At 45.1% G+C, this 16,197-nt stretch carries 12 protein-coding genes; all 12 read right to left on the bottom strand.

All coding sequences use genetic code 11. From position 1 onward, the window contains the following. Positions 1–126: 126 nt before the first annotated feature. The gene (locus ABID99_RS01855; protein ID WP_373612677.1) at positions 127–1,104 is read right to left on the bottom strand and encodes a glycoside hydrolase family 43 protein; all 978 of its coding nucleotides are present in this window, start codon (positions 1,102–1,104) and stop codon (positions 127–129) included. A 377-nt stretch (positions 1,105–1,481) separates the two neighbouring features. Next, positions 1,482–2,486, bottom strand: coding sequence for an arabinan endo-1,5-alpha-L-arabinosidase (locus ABID99_RS01850; RefSeq protein ID WP_373612676.1), 1,005 nt, complete (start codon positions 2,484–2,486; stop codon positions 1,482–1,484). 2 nt (positions 2,487–2,488) lie between these two features. After that, complete coding sequence (locus tag ABID99_RS01845) at positions 2,489–4,456, bottom strand: alpha-L-arabinofuranosidase C-terminal domain-containing protein (RefSeq protein ID WP_373612675.1); 1,968 nt, start codon at positions 4,454–4,456, stop codon at positions 2,489–2,491. Between the two features lie 7 nt (positions 4,457–4,463). Further along, positions 4,464–5,636 carry an aldose epimerase family protein gene (locus ABID99_RS01840; protein WP_373612674.1) on the bottom strand — a complete coding sequence of 391 codons (1,173 nt, stop codon included), beginning with the start codon at positions 5,634–5,636 and terminating at the stop codon, positions 4,464–4,466. Between the two features lie 211 nt (positions 5,637–5,847). After that, positions 5,848–6,507, bottom strand: coding sequence for a fructose-6-phosphate aldolase (fsa, locus tag ABID99_RS01835; RefSeq protein WP_373612673.1), 660 nt, complete (start codon positions 6,505–6,507; stop codon positions 5,848–5,850). 17 nt (positions 6,508–6,524) lie between these two features. Continuing rightward, positions 6,525–8,225, bottom strand: coding sequence for a sodium/solute symporter (locus ABID99_RS01830; protein ID WP_090528891.1), 1,701 nt, complete (start codon positions 8,223–8,225; stop codon positions 6,525–6,527). Positions 8,226–8,758: 533 nt separating this feature from the next. Then, positions 8,759–10,249 carry an L-arabinose isomerase gene (gene araA / locus ABID99_RS01825; protein ID WP_373612672.1) on the bottom strand — a complete coding sequence of 497 codons (1,491 nt, stop codon included), beginning with the start codon at positions 10,247–10,249 and terminating at the stop codon, positions 8,759–8,761. Positions 10,250–10,295: 46 nt separating this feature from the next. Beyond that, positions 10,296–11,657 carry a glycoside hydrolase family 27 protein gene (locus ABID99_RS01820; protein ID WP_373612671.1) on the bottom strand — a complete coding sequence of 454 codons (1,362 nt, stop codon included), beginning with the start codon at positions 11,655–11,657 and terminating at the stop codon, positions 10,296–10,298. A gap of 5 nt (positions 11,658–11,662) precedes the next feature. Further along, positions 11,663–12,361 (bottom strand): L-ribulose-5-phosphate 4-epimerase, encoded by a 699-nt coding sequence (locus ABID99_RS01815; RefSeq protein WP_090528897.1) that lies wholly within the window; start codon positions 12,359–12,361, stop codon positions 11,663–11,665. A 7-nt stretch (positions 12,362–12,368) separates the two neighbouring features. Then, positions 12,369–14,075: a ribulokinase gene (locus ABID99_RS01810; RefSeq protein WP_373612670.1), complete on the bottom strand. Its 1,707-nt coding sequence runs from the start codon at positions 14,073–14,075 to the stop codon at positions 12,369–12,371. Positions 14,076–14,503: 428 nt separating this feature from the next. Further along, positions 14,504–15,295: an alpha/beta hydrolase gene (locus ABID99_RS01805; RefSeq protein ID WP_373612669.1), complete on the bottom strand. Its 792-nt coding sequence runs from the start codon at positions 15,293–15,295 to the stop codon at positions 14,504–14,506. 172 nt (positions 15,296–15,467) lie between these two features. Continuing rightward, positions 15,468–16,142 carry an NAD-dependent epimerase/dehydratase family protein gene (locus ABID99_RS01800; RefSeq protein WP_373612668.1) on the bottom strand — a complete coding sequence of 225 codons (675 nt, stop codon included), beginning with the start codon at positions 16,140–16,142 and terminating at the stop codon, positions 15,468–15,470. Between the last annotated feature and the right edge of the window lie 55 nt (positions 16,143–16,197).

Here is a 16,197-nt window from a genome sequence, read left to right as displayed (position 1 = left end):
AATAATTGGTAAAATTACTTTTCATCAAATTATGTATTTATCAACCGGAATAATTCGCCCTTTGGACTATCATGTCAGGACAACCTTAAAGCCCTACCTACCCGGGGAAGGCTTGAGTGGGACTAATTATTTGGCCGGCTTAACCCCTTCGCTGGTCATTATCACCCTCTTAATGCTCCCATCTTTATTGTAATACAAATAATCGATGCAAACGGAACGGTGAAAACTGCCCGCATCAGGCACTAACGCTCCGTTATGATATATAAAATACCATTTGTCTTTAAACTCAATAATAGCCTGGTGATTGGTATTGGAATTTCCAGCTATTTCGTTAATGATCCCCTTATATTCCCACGGGCCATTGATATTCCGGCTCATAGCATACGCTATTTTTTCGGGAAACTCATAGGCATATGAAAGATAATACCAGCCGTTACGCTCGTGGATCCACGGCGCTTCTGTATAATGCGGCAGGGTAATCGTTTTAATCTCGCCGTCAAGCTCGGTCATATTGCTTTTAAGTTTAGCATAATAGCAAATGCCATTTCCCCAAAACAGGTAGGCCTGCCCGTCTTTATCAATAATAACTGTTGGGTCAATATCATCCCAGGAATGCTTAACGGCTTTCGTCATATCATTGGTAACCAAAGCACTGCCGCGCGCATCCTTAAAAGGCCCGGTAGGGCTATCAGACACTGCCACCCCTATCGCCTTACCGGGAATAGTGCTGTGTTCAACAGCTACATACCAATAAAACTTACCATTCCGCTCAATCACCTGCGAAGCCCAGGCATCGGCCTTGGCCCATGCAAAGTCTTTAATGCTCATTGGTACAGGATGCTCCTGCCAGGTTACCATATCCGATGAAGAGAAGCAGGTCCAGTTGTGCATGGTATAGCCGTTATGACCGGGAGCAGCTTCATCATGTCCGGTGTACAGGTATACCTTATTCTTGTAAACCATAGCCGCCGGATCGGCAGTAAACTTATGCCTGATAATCGGGTTGCCATCGGCGTGAATGATGGTATCTCGGGCTACGGCATTGGCATGTGTCAGGCTGCCAAGTGCCAGGCCTATTGCGATGAGGTATTGTGATATTTTCATATTGTAATCGATTTAAATTCACCGACCAACAGGCCTGTGCTCCTTTTCCAATTCCCTCCCTTGGGAGGGGTGCGGCCGATAAGTGCGGTGGCAGGGAGGGGTTTCTACGCTTTTTATATTGACGAAATCCTTCTCTACACATGGGCATAGCCGTCAACTTAAGCAGCTATTGAACAAAATCCCCTCTCGAGAGGGGGCGCGGAGGGACGAGCGGCTGCAGGGGTGTGTTTCTGCTGTAGGCTTATCAAAGCAGAGACACACCCCTCCGCCCCTCTCAAGAGGGGAATCGCACCTTCCCCGCTTTTTATTCCTTAAGTTGACGGCTATGCTCCCAGGGGGAATCGCACGGCTCTACCTTGTTTTTCAGGTTAATTAATTCATTTCCCCACTACCGGCCATCCATCAACCCAATCCAGCTTCTCTATCCTCAACTTCGAAATCCCTCTATCAGCTGCATCATAGCCGTGAAAAATAATGTAATCCGCGCCGTCAAAGGTGCTTACACCGTTATGTCCAACACCGTACCAATCCTTATCGCCGGCCAGCAGGATACTGCCTCCGCCTTTATCCATAGCAATACCATCTTTATCCAGGTATGGCCCTTTTAGTTTTTTCGAGCGACCGATAATCATTTTGTAAGTACTCTTCGGTCCTTTGCAGCAATAATCTATCGAGGCAAACAGGTAAAAGTATTGATCGTGTTTAAAAATAAACGGTGCTTCAATGGCATTACCACCGGCATCAACAGGGTTACCGTCAACAGCTAGTAGATTTTCTGATGCCGCTTTTCGACGTGTAGCAATGGTCGGGATGTTGTTAGGGTCCTCTGCTACGCTCAACCTGTCTTTATTCAGTTTCACCAGTTTAAGACCATCCCAAAATGAGCCAAAAACCAAATATGGCGTGCCGTCTTTGTCCGTAATTAAATTGGGGTCGATGGCATTCCAGTTGGTTTTGCCGGGGATTGATTGAATCACCTTGCCATGATCAATCCATTTATATGCCGGATCATTGGTATGTAATGTAGTATTGGTTGCTACACCTATGGCCGAAGTGTTTTTGCCAAAGGCCGATACCGAGTAAAACAGGTAGTACAATCCATTGTAAAACGAAATATCCGGGGCCCAGATATGGCCTTTAAAACCAGGAATAGCGTCAAGAGCCCATTGCGGAGGTGCAGCAAATACCGGTTTCTCGGCCTTCCAGTGTATCCTATCTGCCGACGACCACATAGCAATGCCGTTACCCGTACAAAAGATATAATATGTGCTATCCTGCCGGGTCATTACCGGGTCGTGTACCGATATATTAGTCCTTAGTTCCTGGGCATTGCAGAAAATGCCCGGGAACAATAAGGATATGATCAATAGGATATTTTTCAAGGCTATTTATTTTTAAGCCTTACTATTTTAAACGAGTATGGCTCAACTGCCAGCTTCAGAGTATTGCCCGAAATATCAATCTTGCTTTCAACAGGGCTAACTGCCGTTGGTGCGGTCAATGAGTTTTCAGCATCCTTATTATCGGATTTCAGTGTTGTAACTGTCGCTTGTTTCTGATAACCTTTCGAACCTGTAATTTTAAAGCTCACGTTTTGCGCTGATGTGCCGGTGTTCACAAACTTGATCACCAGTTCGTTGGTATTCTTGTCCAAACTCGCGGTAGCATAGCTATCATTTTGCCCGGCTACAGCTTCGTTATTCAATGTAAGCGGTACTACGTCTGTTCCTTTATTAATGGAGAACAGTTGCTGCACATAGTAATTTGGTGTGGCATAACTTTTCAGGTTATCAAACCAGATGAGGTTTGGTGTCCACTGCCAGCCTTCCACATGAGCAAAAAGCGGGGCGTATGAAGCCATGTTCACCACATCGGCATTACGCTCCAAACCGGTCATGAAGGCCGCTTCAGATAATGCGCACTCCCAATTGTTTTTGTTATCGGGATTTACGGTTGATTTACTTTGCGCGGCATATTCACCGGCGAAGATCTTAGGACCTTTACGGTCATAGTTATCATAACGACGGGCATTATCCCTGAACCATTTTGAAGGCGCATAATAATGCTCATCCAAAATATCAGCACCTAAACTGCGGAATGTTTTATTTAACAGGTCAAACTCTTTACCATCAGGCGATGGGCCTAAAGCAGATACAATCTTGATATCCGGGTATTTAGTTTTGATAGCTTTAGTGAAAATTTTCCAGCGGTCGATATATTGCGGGCCCCATTGTTCATTACCCACACCGATCATTTTTAAATTAAATGGTGCCGGGTGACCGAGATCGGTACGCAGCTTGCCCCATTTGGTGCTGGCATCGCCATTGGCAAACTCAATCAGGTCGAGCGCGTCCTGTACGTAAGGATCAAGTTTATCCAAAGGCACCAGCTCACCGGTGTTGAATTCGCAGGCCATACCGCAATTCAGGATAGGCAGGGGCGAAGCGCCAATATCCTCGGCAGTCATGAAATACTCCATAAAGCCCAGACCGAAAGTTTGGTAATAATCAGGCGTTGGACGGTGTTTAAACTCGGTATTCCAGCGGTTAATGATATTCTCGCGTTTATCAACCGCGCCGATAGTTTTTTTCCACTGATAGCGGTTGCTCAACTCGCGGCCTTCAACAATACATCCACCGGGGAAACGTAAAAAACCGGGCTTAAGATCAGCCAATCGCTGTACCAGGTCGGCACGCAGGCCACCCGGGCGGTTTTTCCAGGTGTGCTCGGGGAATAGCGAAATCATATCGAGGTCGATTACGCCCTTACCGCTCATCCAAACATATAACTGTGCTTTCTGCGTTGTAGCGTCCGATTTAAATTTCACACTGTAACGGTTCCATTCTTTATCAGTTGGCGTAAGTTCGGCTTTACCTATAACGGCATCGTTATCGCCGTGCAGCTCAATATTCAGTTTTACGTTGGTATCACCTTCCTGTTTGGCTATCACCGAAAAGCTGTATTCCTCGCCTTCCTTAACCCCCATCCCGCGAAAGCCTTCATTCGAGAAACCGTAAAAACCGGCATCAGTTGTGATATAGCTCTTTATAAAGTGCGCATTCTCAGGGCGTTCAACGGCACGGTTTATTACTTCTGTACGACCGTCACCGCCGTCCTTTTTATGTTCCTTCCATCCCATTAAAGGCATATTGAACTCAAACGAGCGGTTTTTCACCAATTCGGCATAAACGCCGCCATCGGCAGCAAGGTTAATATCCTCAAAAAATATCCCATACATGGTTGGTTGAATGTGTGCCTTCACCTTATCAGCCGCTATGGTAAATTGTGTTTGCGCATGCACTGCGGTAAAAGTGCCGGCAGCACACAGCATTAAAAAAGCTCTTTTTAGCATCGCTTATTTATTTGGAGAATTTGTAAATGGTTACCGTATGGTAAGTTTGACCAGGCTTTAACACGGTTGAAGCAAACGCCGGCTGGTTTGGCGCATCCGGAAAATGCTGGGTTTCCAAACAAAACGCCGAACGGTAAGGATAGGCTTTGCCGCCTTTACCATCTTTGGTTTCGCCGGTTAAAAAGTTGCCCGAGTAAAATTGCAAGCCGGGCTCTTCGGTGAATACCTCCATAGTAATGCCGGTAACTGTACTCTTAACAGTAGCAATTGGAGTGCTAAGGTCATGCTTGTTCAATACAAAGTTATGATCATAACCTTTGCCGTTTTTCAGTTGCTCATCAGCAATGCCAATGTCTTTACCAATGGTTTTTGAAGTGGTAAAATCAAATGGGGTACCTTTAACAGGCTGCAGTTTTCCGGTTGGGATAAGCGTGGTATCCACGGGCAAAAAAGCGTCGGCATTTATTTGCAGTACGTTATCAGTAATGGTTGGATTACCGGCGCCATTGAGGTTAAAATAAGCGTGATTGGTTAAGTTAACAATGGTAGTTTTATCGGTAGTAGCTTTGTATTCAATCTTAAGCGCATTATCATCGCCCAGGGTATAAACCACCGTTGCAGTTAAATTGCCCGGATAACCGCCTTCGCCATCCTTTGAAACATAGGTAAGTTCCAGTTGTGATGCGCTCAGTTGTTTAGCCGCAAACACTTTTCCGTAAAAGCCGTTAAAACCGCCATGCAGGGTATTTACGCCATCGTTTATATCCAACTGGTAAGCTTTGCCATCAAGAGTAAATTTACCTTTTGCAATGCGGTTACCATAGCGGCCTATAATGGCGCCGAAATACGGCTCCTTTGGTTTTTGATAGCTTTTCAACGAATCGTAACCTAAAATAACATCGGTAGCTTTGCCATCTTTATCGGGTACCAGTAAGCTAACCAGCCTACCGCCATAATTGGTAACGGCCACTGTTGCACCGCTGTTATTTTTCAGGGTAAAGAGTTTTACTTTCTTCCCCTGTACATCGGCCTCAAAATTGGCCGAATCGGGTATTGACTGGGTAGTTACCGAGGTTGAATCTTTCACGGTTGAATCAGTTGCTTTTGGATTACCGTTACAAGCCGCAAAAAGCGCTGCCGAACAGCTTAACATCATTAATAAATTCTTGTTATTCTTCATAATTTGAGGTTGTTAGCTTGCTTTTTAAAGCATTTGCCGTTTAACTATTATAATTTCCGGAACAAATAAATTGGTTTAACTAATGGTTTGGGAATCAGTGAGACCAATGTATAAAAATTAATTTATAATTGTTAAAAAAACACTTAAAATATTTAATTTAAAAAAGCCCGCCTCGCGCGGGACTTTCTTATTCAAAAATCAAATATTTCAACTAAACACGTGCAGCTTTGGCATGGTCGGCCAGGAACTGCGCAAGTCCGTTATCTGTAAGCGGATGTTTTAGCAAAGCGGTAATAGCACTCAGCGGACCGGTTATCACATCGGCACCCAGCTTAGCGCAGTTAACGATGTGCATAGCATGGCGTACCGAAGCTGCCAGGATCTGTGTTTCATAACCGTAGTTATCATAAATCAGCCTGATATCTTCAATCAGTTGTAAACCATCTGTTGAGATATCATCTAAACGGCCAATAAATGGTGATACATAAGTAGCACCAGCCTTAGCCGCCAACAGGGCCTGACCTGCTGAAAACACCAGCGTACAATTGGTTTTAATTCCTTTTTGCTTAAAATATTTTAAAGCTTTTACGCCATCTTTTATCATGGGCAGCTTTACCACAATGCGCTCGTGAAGGGCAGCCAGCGCTTCGCCTTCGGCAACCATCTCGTCAAAAGTGGTTGATATAACTTCGGCACTTACATCGCCATCGGTAATTTCACAAATGGCTTTGTAGTGGTTAATGATATTTTCATGGCCGGTAATACCTTCTTTAGCCATCAATGATGGGTTGGTGGTAACGCCGTCTAATACACCCAAATCGTGGGCTTCTTTAATTTGTGCCAGGTTGGCCGTGTCGATAAAAAACTTCATTTTATAAATTATTGTACTTACCAGAATTTAGCATAAAGCATGGTAAGCAGGATCAGTGTAACTACAATTAATGCCATAGTTGATTTTTCAACCTTGAACATACTACGCGGAATTTCAAATGCTTTCGGATTAACTTTCGGACCGGCAAGGCTTATGGCCACCATCACAATAATGGTAAACATGAAAGATAGCCCCATACAAATCAGGAACGGAATCTCATAGCCGCCTTTTCCATTAGGGAAAGCTGTATAAAGCAGGGTTTCGTTACCAAACAATTTTGGTGCATAGTTATTGAACAATACCGACATGCCAAAGCCTGTCAAAATACCTGCAATAGCGGCTGCGCCTGTGGTACGTTTCCAGAAGAAACCTAAAATAAAAATGGCGAAGATCCCCGGGCTGATAAAGCCGGTGTATTTCTGGATAAAGGTGAAGCCGCCTTCGCCGCCTATGCCTAAAAGATCTTTCCAGGTAAGCATGATAGAGAACACTAATGCAGCCAAAATAGTAAGCCTGCCTACATTAACCATACTTTTTTCACTGGCCTCTTTACTGATGTGTTTTTTGTAAATATCAAGCGTAAAAATAGTACTGATACTGTTAGCCTTACCCGCAAGCGAAGCCACAATAGCAGCCGTCAAAGCCGCAACAGAAAGACCTTTCAAACCGGTTGGCAAAAAGCCTAATATAGCCGAGTAAGCATTATCCGAATTAAAGTGACCACCCGATGCCATTTCTTGTTGCAAGCCACCGTTTTTGTACAATACGTAAGCAGCAATACCCGGTAATACCACTATAACAGGCATAGCCAGTTTCATTAAACCTGCAAAAAGGATCCCTGTACGGGCAGTTTTCAGGTTAGCACCCAAAGCCCTTTGTGTGATGTATTGGTTACAGCCCCAGTAGTTCAGGTTCACTATCCACTGACCGGCAAAATACATAGCAATACCAGGCAGCGCAAGGTATTTGTTGATCTCTGCCTGCGGAGCGCCCGGTTTAGGTTTAGCCATCATCATTTTAAAGTGATCTGGTGCATCGCTCATCATTTTATTTAGGCCCGCCATGGCGTCTTTGCCCAAACCAAAATGCTCGCTAACCAAAGTAAGCGCTATATAAGTGGTAGCCAAACCGCCAACAACCAGCACCAATACCTGTATAACATCGGTAAAACCGATCACCTTCATACCGCCAAGGGTAATGAACAAGGCAAAAATAGACAGCGCGATAATGATCTCGTGCAGGTATCCGCCACCCATTAAGTTGTTAATGGCCAATGCACCCAGGTAAAGTATAGAAGTTAGGTTAACTAACACATACAACAATAGCCAGAAAATGGCCATGATAAAACTTACCGTTTCATTATACCGCGTATGCAGAAATTGCGGCATGGTGAAAATCTTATTTTTGAGGTATACCGGTATAAACCATACAGCCACAATAATCAGCGCTATGGCAGCAACCCATTCGTAAGCTGCAACGGCCAAACCCACGGCAAAACCCTGTCCGCTGGTGCCTATAAATTGCTCGGCAGATATATTCGACGCGATTAGCGAAGCACCAATGGCCCACCATGTAAGCGACCCCTCGGCCAGGAAAAAGTCGTGACTATCAGATACGCCTTTGATCTTTTTACGGCTGTATACCCAGTACCCGTAGCTCGTAACTACAATAAAATAGATTACGAAGATCACGTAATCGATAGTGGAAAATTTGTTCATTATTTGGTTTAAATTAGTTGCCCCTCCCAACCCTCCCCTTAAGGGTGAGGGCTTTTTAAAGCATTGGTTAAGTTTATACTCTTCTCATTTTTTTTGAACCTGAATTTGCCGAATTAAAGGATTAACAGAATGCTAATCTAATTCGACAAATTCTTTAATTCCAAGAATTCGAGTTCAGACTACTCCGAAATCCCACATCCGAAATCTCAAATTCACATGGCGTTGCCTGCGGCCGGGCTATCCGCTCATACTGCACAGGCCTTAGCCACGTGGCCGGTATCCGCTTCTATCCCTAACGCGAAACAGCGCAGAACTTAAGACTTACGAAGTTTTAAAAACTTCGTAAGTCTTTAAAAAAAACGCCGCCGCTCGGCTCCAGCCGAGTGGCTATTATCCCCAGGCCTCTGGCCTGCTACTCCAATCCCGGCGGCCAGAGGCCGCTTAATAGTTGCCACTCGGCCGGAGCCGAGCGGCGACCATCTTATATTTTTTTCAAGTCTCCCCTTCTGGGGGAGATTTAGAGGGGGCTGGGGCTATTTATACGCCGCGTCATTCCACCTGATCTCGTTCCTGAACTGATCAAGCTTGGTGTCTTTGCCTATACGCAAAAACTCAATACCAGCCATATCAGCGAAATCATTGATCAACTCGGCCGACAGGTTTTGGCTGTATGCGGTGTGGTGTGCACCACCGGCGTAGATCCAGGCTGCGCAACCGGTTTTCATATCCGGCAGTGGTTTCCAAAGCACCCTTGCAACTGGCAATTTCGGTAGATCTTCAACCGGCTCGATGGCTTCAACCTCGTTAACAATTAAACGGAAACGGTTGCCCATATCCACAATTGAAGCATTGAGCGCAGCACCACCGGCTACATTAAATACCAAACGTGCAGGATCCGCCTTGCCACCAATACCTAAGGCATGTACTTCTAATGCTGCTTTACCATTAGCTAAGCTGCTATCAACCTCGAGCATGTGTGAGCCTAAAACCAAGGCATTGTTCGGATCGAAGTGATAAGTATAATCTTCCATGAAAGCGTTACCGCCTGGTAAACCAGCACCCATTACTTTGAATGCACGTACCAGGGCAGCAGTTTTCCAGTCGCCTTCACCAGCAAAACCGTAACCATCGGCCATTAAGCGCTGCGAAGCAATACCCGGTAACTGGATCATGCCGTGCAGGTCTTCAAACGTATCGCTGAAACCTTTGAAGCCGCCATCTTGTAAAAATTTACGTAAGCCAAGTTCAATTTTAGCAGCGTCATAAACCGACTGATACCTCGCACCGCCTTGCTTAAGGTCATCGGCCATAGTGTAAGTAGCCTCGTACTCATCTGTAAGGGCTTTAACCTCAGCATCGCTGATGCTGTCAACAACGGCAACCAGATCGCCGATACCATAAGTATTTACCGCGAACCCAAATTTCAATTCGGCCTCAACTTTATCACCATCGGTAACAGCTACAAAGCGCATGTTATCGCCAAAGCGAACAAACTTAGCGCCTTGCCAATCGTACCAGCCGGCAGCCGCGCGGCTCCAGCTTTCAATGTCTTTCAACACTTCGCCATCCTGCCAGTGGCCAACAACCACTTTACGGTTCATGCGCATGCGTGATACCATGAAACCAAACTCCCTGTCGCCATGGGCGCTTTGGTTCAGGTTCATGAAATCCATATCAATTGAACTCCATGGAATATCGCGGTTATATTGGGTATGCAGGTGCAGCATCGGTTTTTTAAGGATGCTTAACCCACGAATCCACATTTTAGCAGGCGAAAAAGTATGCATCCAGGCAATAACACCGATACAGTTTTCGGCAACGTTAGCCTGCTGTAAAGTGTTATAGATTTCTTCGGTTGATTTAACAACTGGTTTGTACACTACCCGCACAGGAATATTGGCAGCGCCATCAATACCTTTAGCAATTTCCTGCGAGTGCTCGGCAACTTTTTTCAGTGTTTCTTCTCCGTATAAATTCTGGCTCCCGGTTATGAACCATACTTCAAATGTTTTCAGATCGATCATTATAATTAATTATTGATTTAGCGAATGAGTGATTTAGTGAATTGGTTTAGTTTTTTGGCGACAGCCTGAATAATGCTGCGCCGTGCTTGTTTATTTTTTGCTGATAGCTTGTTTTGTACTGGCCAACATCCTGTTTTTTCCACAGGTCACGTACGGTTACCTTGCCTTTCAGGCCCAGGTCTTTGAAGTTCAGGGATACGGATTTATCATCATCGCCGATATTGAAAAAGGCGGCATAAATATCCTTGCTGTCGGGAATCTGCGAATACCAGATCATGGCGCCATCTTTTTTATATAGCTGCTTAGGGTTCGATCCTTTTTGGTTTACCGCAATTACCTCATCATTGGTAAAAAGTTTCAATTCAAAATCACGGTTTTCGGGCATGTTACCACCAATCATCAGCGGCGAACGGAAGATGCTCCAGAAGGTCATGTGGGTATATTCCTCATCCTCGGTAAAGCGGCTGAAGCGCTCCTGTCCTACCGGGCCGCGTTTACTTAGCTTACCGATCTGGATCATATCGCAATCGGGCCAGTGGCCGGGGCCGCCAATGCCTTCCCAGCTTTTGGCATATTCAAACATATGCAGGATCTCTTTCCAGTTATCCCAAAAATCATCAGCCATGCGCCACATATTGGCATATTTGGTAGCATGAGCCGCTTGCGCAACCGGGGTTTCACCGGGCGATAAGCTTAATACAACAGGCCTGCCGCATTGCTGAATGGCTTTCTGATAACCTTCAACCTCGGCATTACTATATGGGCGTGAAAGGTCATCTACCTTAATAAAATCAACTCCCCACGAAGCATAAAGCTCCAGCAGCGAGTTCAGGTATTCCTGGGCGCCGGGCTTTTTCATATCCAGCCCGTACATGTGGTTCATCCATGGGCATTTTGAGTTGGTGTCAGCCACCATATCGGCAGTAATGCCATTGGTACCTTTAACCGGCGATTTTGACCAAACAGCTTGTCTCGGGATGCCGCGCATAACGTGGATGCCGAATTTTAAGCCTTTGCTGTGGATATAATCGCCCAGCGGTTTAAAACCGTTACCGCCAAATGCTGATGGAAATTTAGTGGGTTGCGGAGTTAACCTTCCCCATTTATCCATAGTTAACCATGGAACATATGAACCATCCTGTAAACGCAATTGGAAGGGGTTGCCGATATTGCTGCCCGGAGGGTTATCGTACGACCATAAAAAGTCGACTACCACATACTCCCAGCCATGTTGTTTCAGATGCTCTGCCATGTAATCGGCATTAGCTTTTACTTCATCTTCATGTACTGCCGAACCAAAACAGTTATAACTGTTCCAGCCCATTGGCGGTGTAGCTGCCACCTGTGCCGATAAACGGGTGCAGGCAAAAAAACAAAGCAGCAGGAAAAACAGGTTTATTTTTTTCATCAGGCTTATTGTCCGTAATATGAATCGGGTCCGTGTTTACGTTCGTAATGCTTTTTAATTAGTGCATCCTTTAAGCGGGGGGCACTTTTATCAATTTGTTCGGTAAGGTAGGCCATTTGGGCTACAGCTTCCAGCACAGCGCTGTTGTAAACCGCTTTTTCGGCAGTTTTACCCCAGGTAAACGGGGCATGGTTGCCCACCAACACCATTTCAACCTCTTTATAATCCAGGCCTTTTTCTTCAAAGCATTCCATGATCTGGAAACCGGTTTGATACTCGTAGTTACCTTTAATCATTTCGTCATTCATGGGTGGGGCGCAAGGGATATCAACCGTTAAATGATCTGCATGGGTAGTACCGAAGATCGGGATATCACGTTGCGACTGTGCCCAGGCTGTTCCGTAGGTAGAGTGCGTATGCACAATACCGTTGATGCCTTCCCAGTGTTTATAAAGTACGGCGTGTGTTTTGGTGTCACTTGACGGGCGAAGGTCACCTTCAACGGTGTTACCATCAAAGTCAACGATTACCATTTTCTCCGGCGACAAATCCTCGTAAGGTACACCGCTTGGTTTAATGGCGAATACACCTAATTCCCTGTCGGCGGCACTTACGTTACCAAAAGTGAACAGCACCAGGCCCAGTTTGGGCAGCTGCATATTGGCATTATAGGCACTAAGCCTTATATGATCATATTTACTCATGTCTTTATTAAGCGTTTTGCAGTTCAGGATTATTTTTCAAAGCAACTTCGGCAGCTACAAACTTGCCCAATATGCTGTATTGGTTATAGCGTTGCTGATAAACTTCCTTCAACGCGATGTTTGGCTCATAAACCACGTCAAAGCCGCGGCCCATGGCTGTCATAGCCTCTTCGATAGTTGGGTAGATACCGGCAACCACCGCAGCAAACATCGCAGCGCCCAAAGCACAGGTATGTTTAAACTGGTGAATGCGGATAGGCATTCCCAAAACATCAGCCATCATTTGCATCACGAAAGGTGATTTTTTTGCTACGCCGCCGATACCGATGATCCCTTTAACCGGGATACCCTCGCTGATAAAGCGGTCAACAATGCTCTTGGCACCAAAGCAGGTGGCCTCGGCCAGCGCACGGAATACCCGTGGTGCATCGCTGCCTAAACCCAAACCGGTAATAGCTCCTTTTAATTCCTGGTTGGCATCCGGTGTACGCCTGCCGTTAAACCAATCAATAGCCAGCTCATTGCTTTCTTCGATGGGTAACAATGCTGCCTGCCTGCTCAATTCAGGGATGATCATTTCTGAAATTTCTTCCTTCAACGCTTCGGCAGTGGCCGCGTCAATTACCTGCGATTGTGAAAGCAGGTTATTTAATGGCCAGGCCAGGATGTTTTTGAACCAGGCATAAGTATCACCAAAAGCCGATTGACCAGCCTCTAAACCTGCCATTCCCGGAATAACCGAGCCATTCACCTGTCCGCAGATACCGCGTACCAGTTTGCCTTCCATCTCTGATGTTGGGGCAACCAGGATATCGCAGGTTGATGTGCCCATTACCTTGCTCAGGTGATAAGGCTCAATCTGACCGCCAGCAGCGCCCATGTGCGCGTCAAAAGCGCCGGTACCTACAATCACATCGGTTGAGAGTCCCAATATCTCCGCCCACTCCGCGCTAAGGTTTCCGGCTGCTTCATCGGCCGTGTATGTATCTTCATATAATTTATCCCTGAAACCAGCCAGCACCGGATCAAGAGAAACAAAAAATTCTTCAGGAGGCAGGCCATTAAATTCTTCGGCCCAAAGGGCTTTGTGACCAGCAGAGCAACGGCCGCGTTTAATGGCCTTAACATCGGTACCACCGGTTAACAGGAAGGGGACCCAGTCGCAATGCTCGACCCATGAGGCAGCAGCATCACGTACACTTTTATCAACCCTTAGTACATGCAGCAGTTTAGCCCAAAACCACTCTGACGAGTAGATACCGCCAACATATTTCAAATAATTGGTATCAAATTTTGCAGCATGCTCATTAATCTGTGCTGCTTCTTTAACCGAAGTATGATCTTTCCACAACACAAACATGGCGTTGGGGTTGGTTTCAAAACCTGGAGTTAAAGCAAGCGGTGTTCCTGTAGCATCAACCGCAACGGGGGTTGAGCCGGTGGTATCAACAGAAATGCCTTTTATATTTTTTGCAATGGCTTCACCGCCGGCCTGTGCAATACAATCTTTAATGGTGGATTTAAGTCCGTCGATATAATCCTGCGGATGCTGACGGAACTGGTTTTCGGCAGGAACGCAATACTTGCCGTCGCGCCAGCGGGGGTAATTAAATACTGATGATGCTATTTCTTCTCCGTTGGCCGCGTTTACTATCACGGAGCGCACGGAGTCAGACCCGTAATCAACCCCGATCACTAATTGGTTATTGCTCATATAAAGATTTATAATTATTGTCGAAATAACACTTAATTTTTGACAAAGAAAAATTTTATTTAAAATTTTATTCAGATAAAATGCATTATTTACTTAAAGGAACCTTTTGGCCTGTAAAAAAGTCATTACATAGTTCAAGTACCTGTCGAAAAAATCGCCGGTACGTCTATTCAGCCCGGCAATAATTAGTGTTCTTTTAACAATATAAAATAAGCTTTACAAAACGGATTGGCTGTTTTGGGGGTGGTAAAACGTTTAATTTACTCATACAGTATATAGCATTGCCGTTACTAAAAATGAATCCGGCGCACTGGGAAAATCAAATAACATCTTTGCCCTTGTGACAACACTTTTCCGGCAAACCAATAAAAAAGCGGAACAGCCAATCATGACCAATTCCGCTTAAAACTGTAACAAAAACTATCTGATTATTTAACGCCATTTGCCGCGTCGATGATCACTTTAGCAACTGCCTCAGGCTGCGAAATGAAGATCACGTGGCTGCCTTTTACCTCTGTTACTTTTGCACCGGCACGTTTATACATCGTGCGCTCAACATCGGGCACAATGCTTTTATCTTCGGTGGCCACTATAGCATAGCTTGGTTTGGTTTTCCATGCCGCTTCGGCAACAGGCGTAACAAAGCATTGAACCGAAGTTGGTCCTTGCGATGCAAACATAAAGTCGGCTTCGGCTTTACTTAAGTCGCCGGCAAAACCGCCATGAAATTTGGCTTTATCATAGTAAACAAAACCTTTATCATCGGGCGGCAAAATACCATTTTCGGGAGCCGGAGGTGCCGACTGTACCCATTTAATCGTATTTTCCCCTTTATCGGGCATAAACGCGGCTATATAAACCAACGCTACTACTTTTGAATTATTACCGGCTTCAGTAATTACCGTACCACCATAAGAGTGGCCTACCAATACCGTCGGTCCATCCTGTTTATCCAGAATCCGGTTGGCGGCGTCAACGTCGTCCTTTAAAGAAGTAAGCGGATTTTGCACCACGGTAACATTATAACCTTTTTTTGTAAGGATATTGTACACGGCCTTAAAGCCCGAGCCATCGGCAAAGGCGCCGTGCACTAATACAATGTTTTTTACGGCCTGTGCCTGGGCGGCGGCCTTAAAAGTAAAGGCAAACAAGCTGCCCAATAAGATAGTCGCCGCGATTAAATGTGCTTTTAAGCGGCCTTTCATGAATTTTGTGTTCATTTGTTACTGGAGTTTAAGTTTCATAAATAATACTGTTGACAGCACCATTTCAAAGCTTGCTCCAAAAACACAAAATACTATTAATCAATGCATTAATTAAAATACAACTACCCAACATTTACGATATATCGGGTTTTACACGATAGCTTTCTCCATATATCATTACCCACTGTTAGCTATTCGCCATGGCAACAATATCTTTTCCATCTAATATCCAGCGGCCGGCGCCGCGGTTCGCGGTATTGATCATGGCTTTCCCAACTTCCTCAAGCGTAATAAAACCTTTTGGGTAAATAAGGCGGCCTATGGGGTACATCCAACTGATGTATTTATAAAATGGCAGGATATTTTTTGCCCCCTTAAAGCTTTTCATAAATCCCGGCCTGAAGTTGAATACCTGTTTGAAGGGCAGCTTCATCAAATCATTTTCGGTTTTGCCTTTTACCCGGGCCCACATACTGCGGCCTTTTTCTGTACTGTCTGTACCGGCACCAGATACATAACAAAAGGTCATATCCGGATTAATTCGGCTCAAAATTTCGGCCACGTGCATGGTTAGCAGGTAAGTTACTTTATAATAAGCTTCTTCGCTCATCCCTACCGACGAAACGCCTAAACAAAAAAAGCAGGCATTGTAACCTTCTAACTGATCCTGAATGGGTGTAAGGTTAAAAAAATCAGTATGTATAATTTCCTTTAGTTTAGGATGTGTTACACCGCAGGGTTTACGGTTAATAACTAATACTGCTTCAACCTTATCGCTCAATAAGCATTGGTGCAATACACCCTCGCCTACCATGCCGGTGGCACCCGTGACAATTACTTTTATTTTATTAGCTGTTTCCATGATACTGATGTAGCCGATTATACCTTTAAAATATTGTATCTTATAGCAGATTTAT

Source organism: Mucilaginibacter sp. OAE612 (assembly GCF_041806395.1).
Classification (GTDB): Bacteria; Bacteroidota; Bacteroidia; order Sphingobacteriales; family Sphingobacteriaceae; genus Mucilaginibacter; species Mucilaginibacter rubeus.
This window is presented reverse-complemented; position numbering and strand designations above follow the sequence as displayed.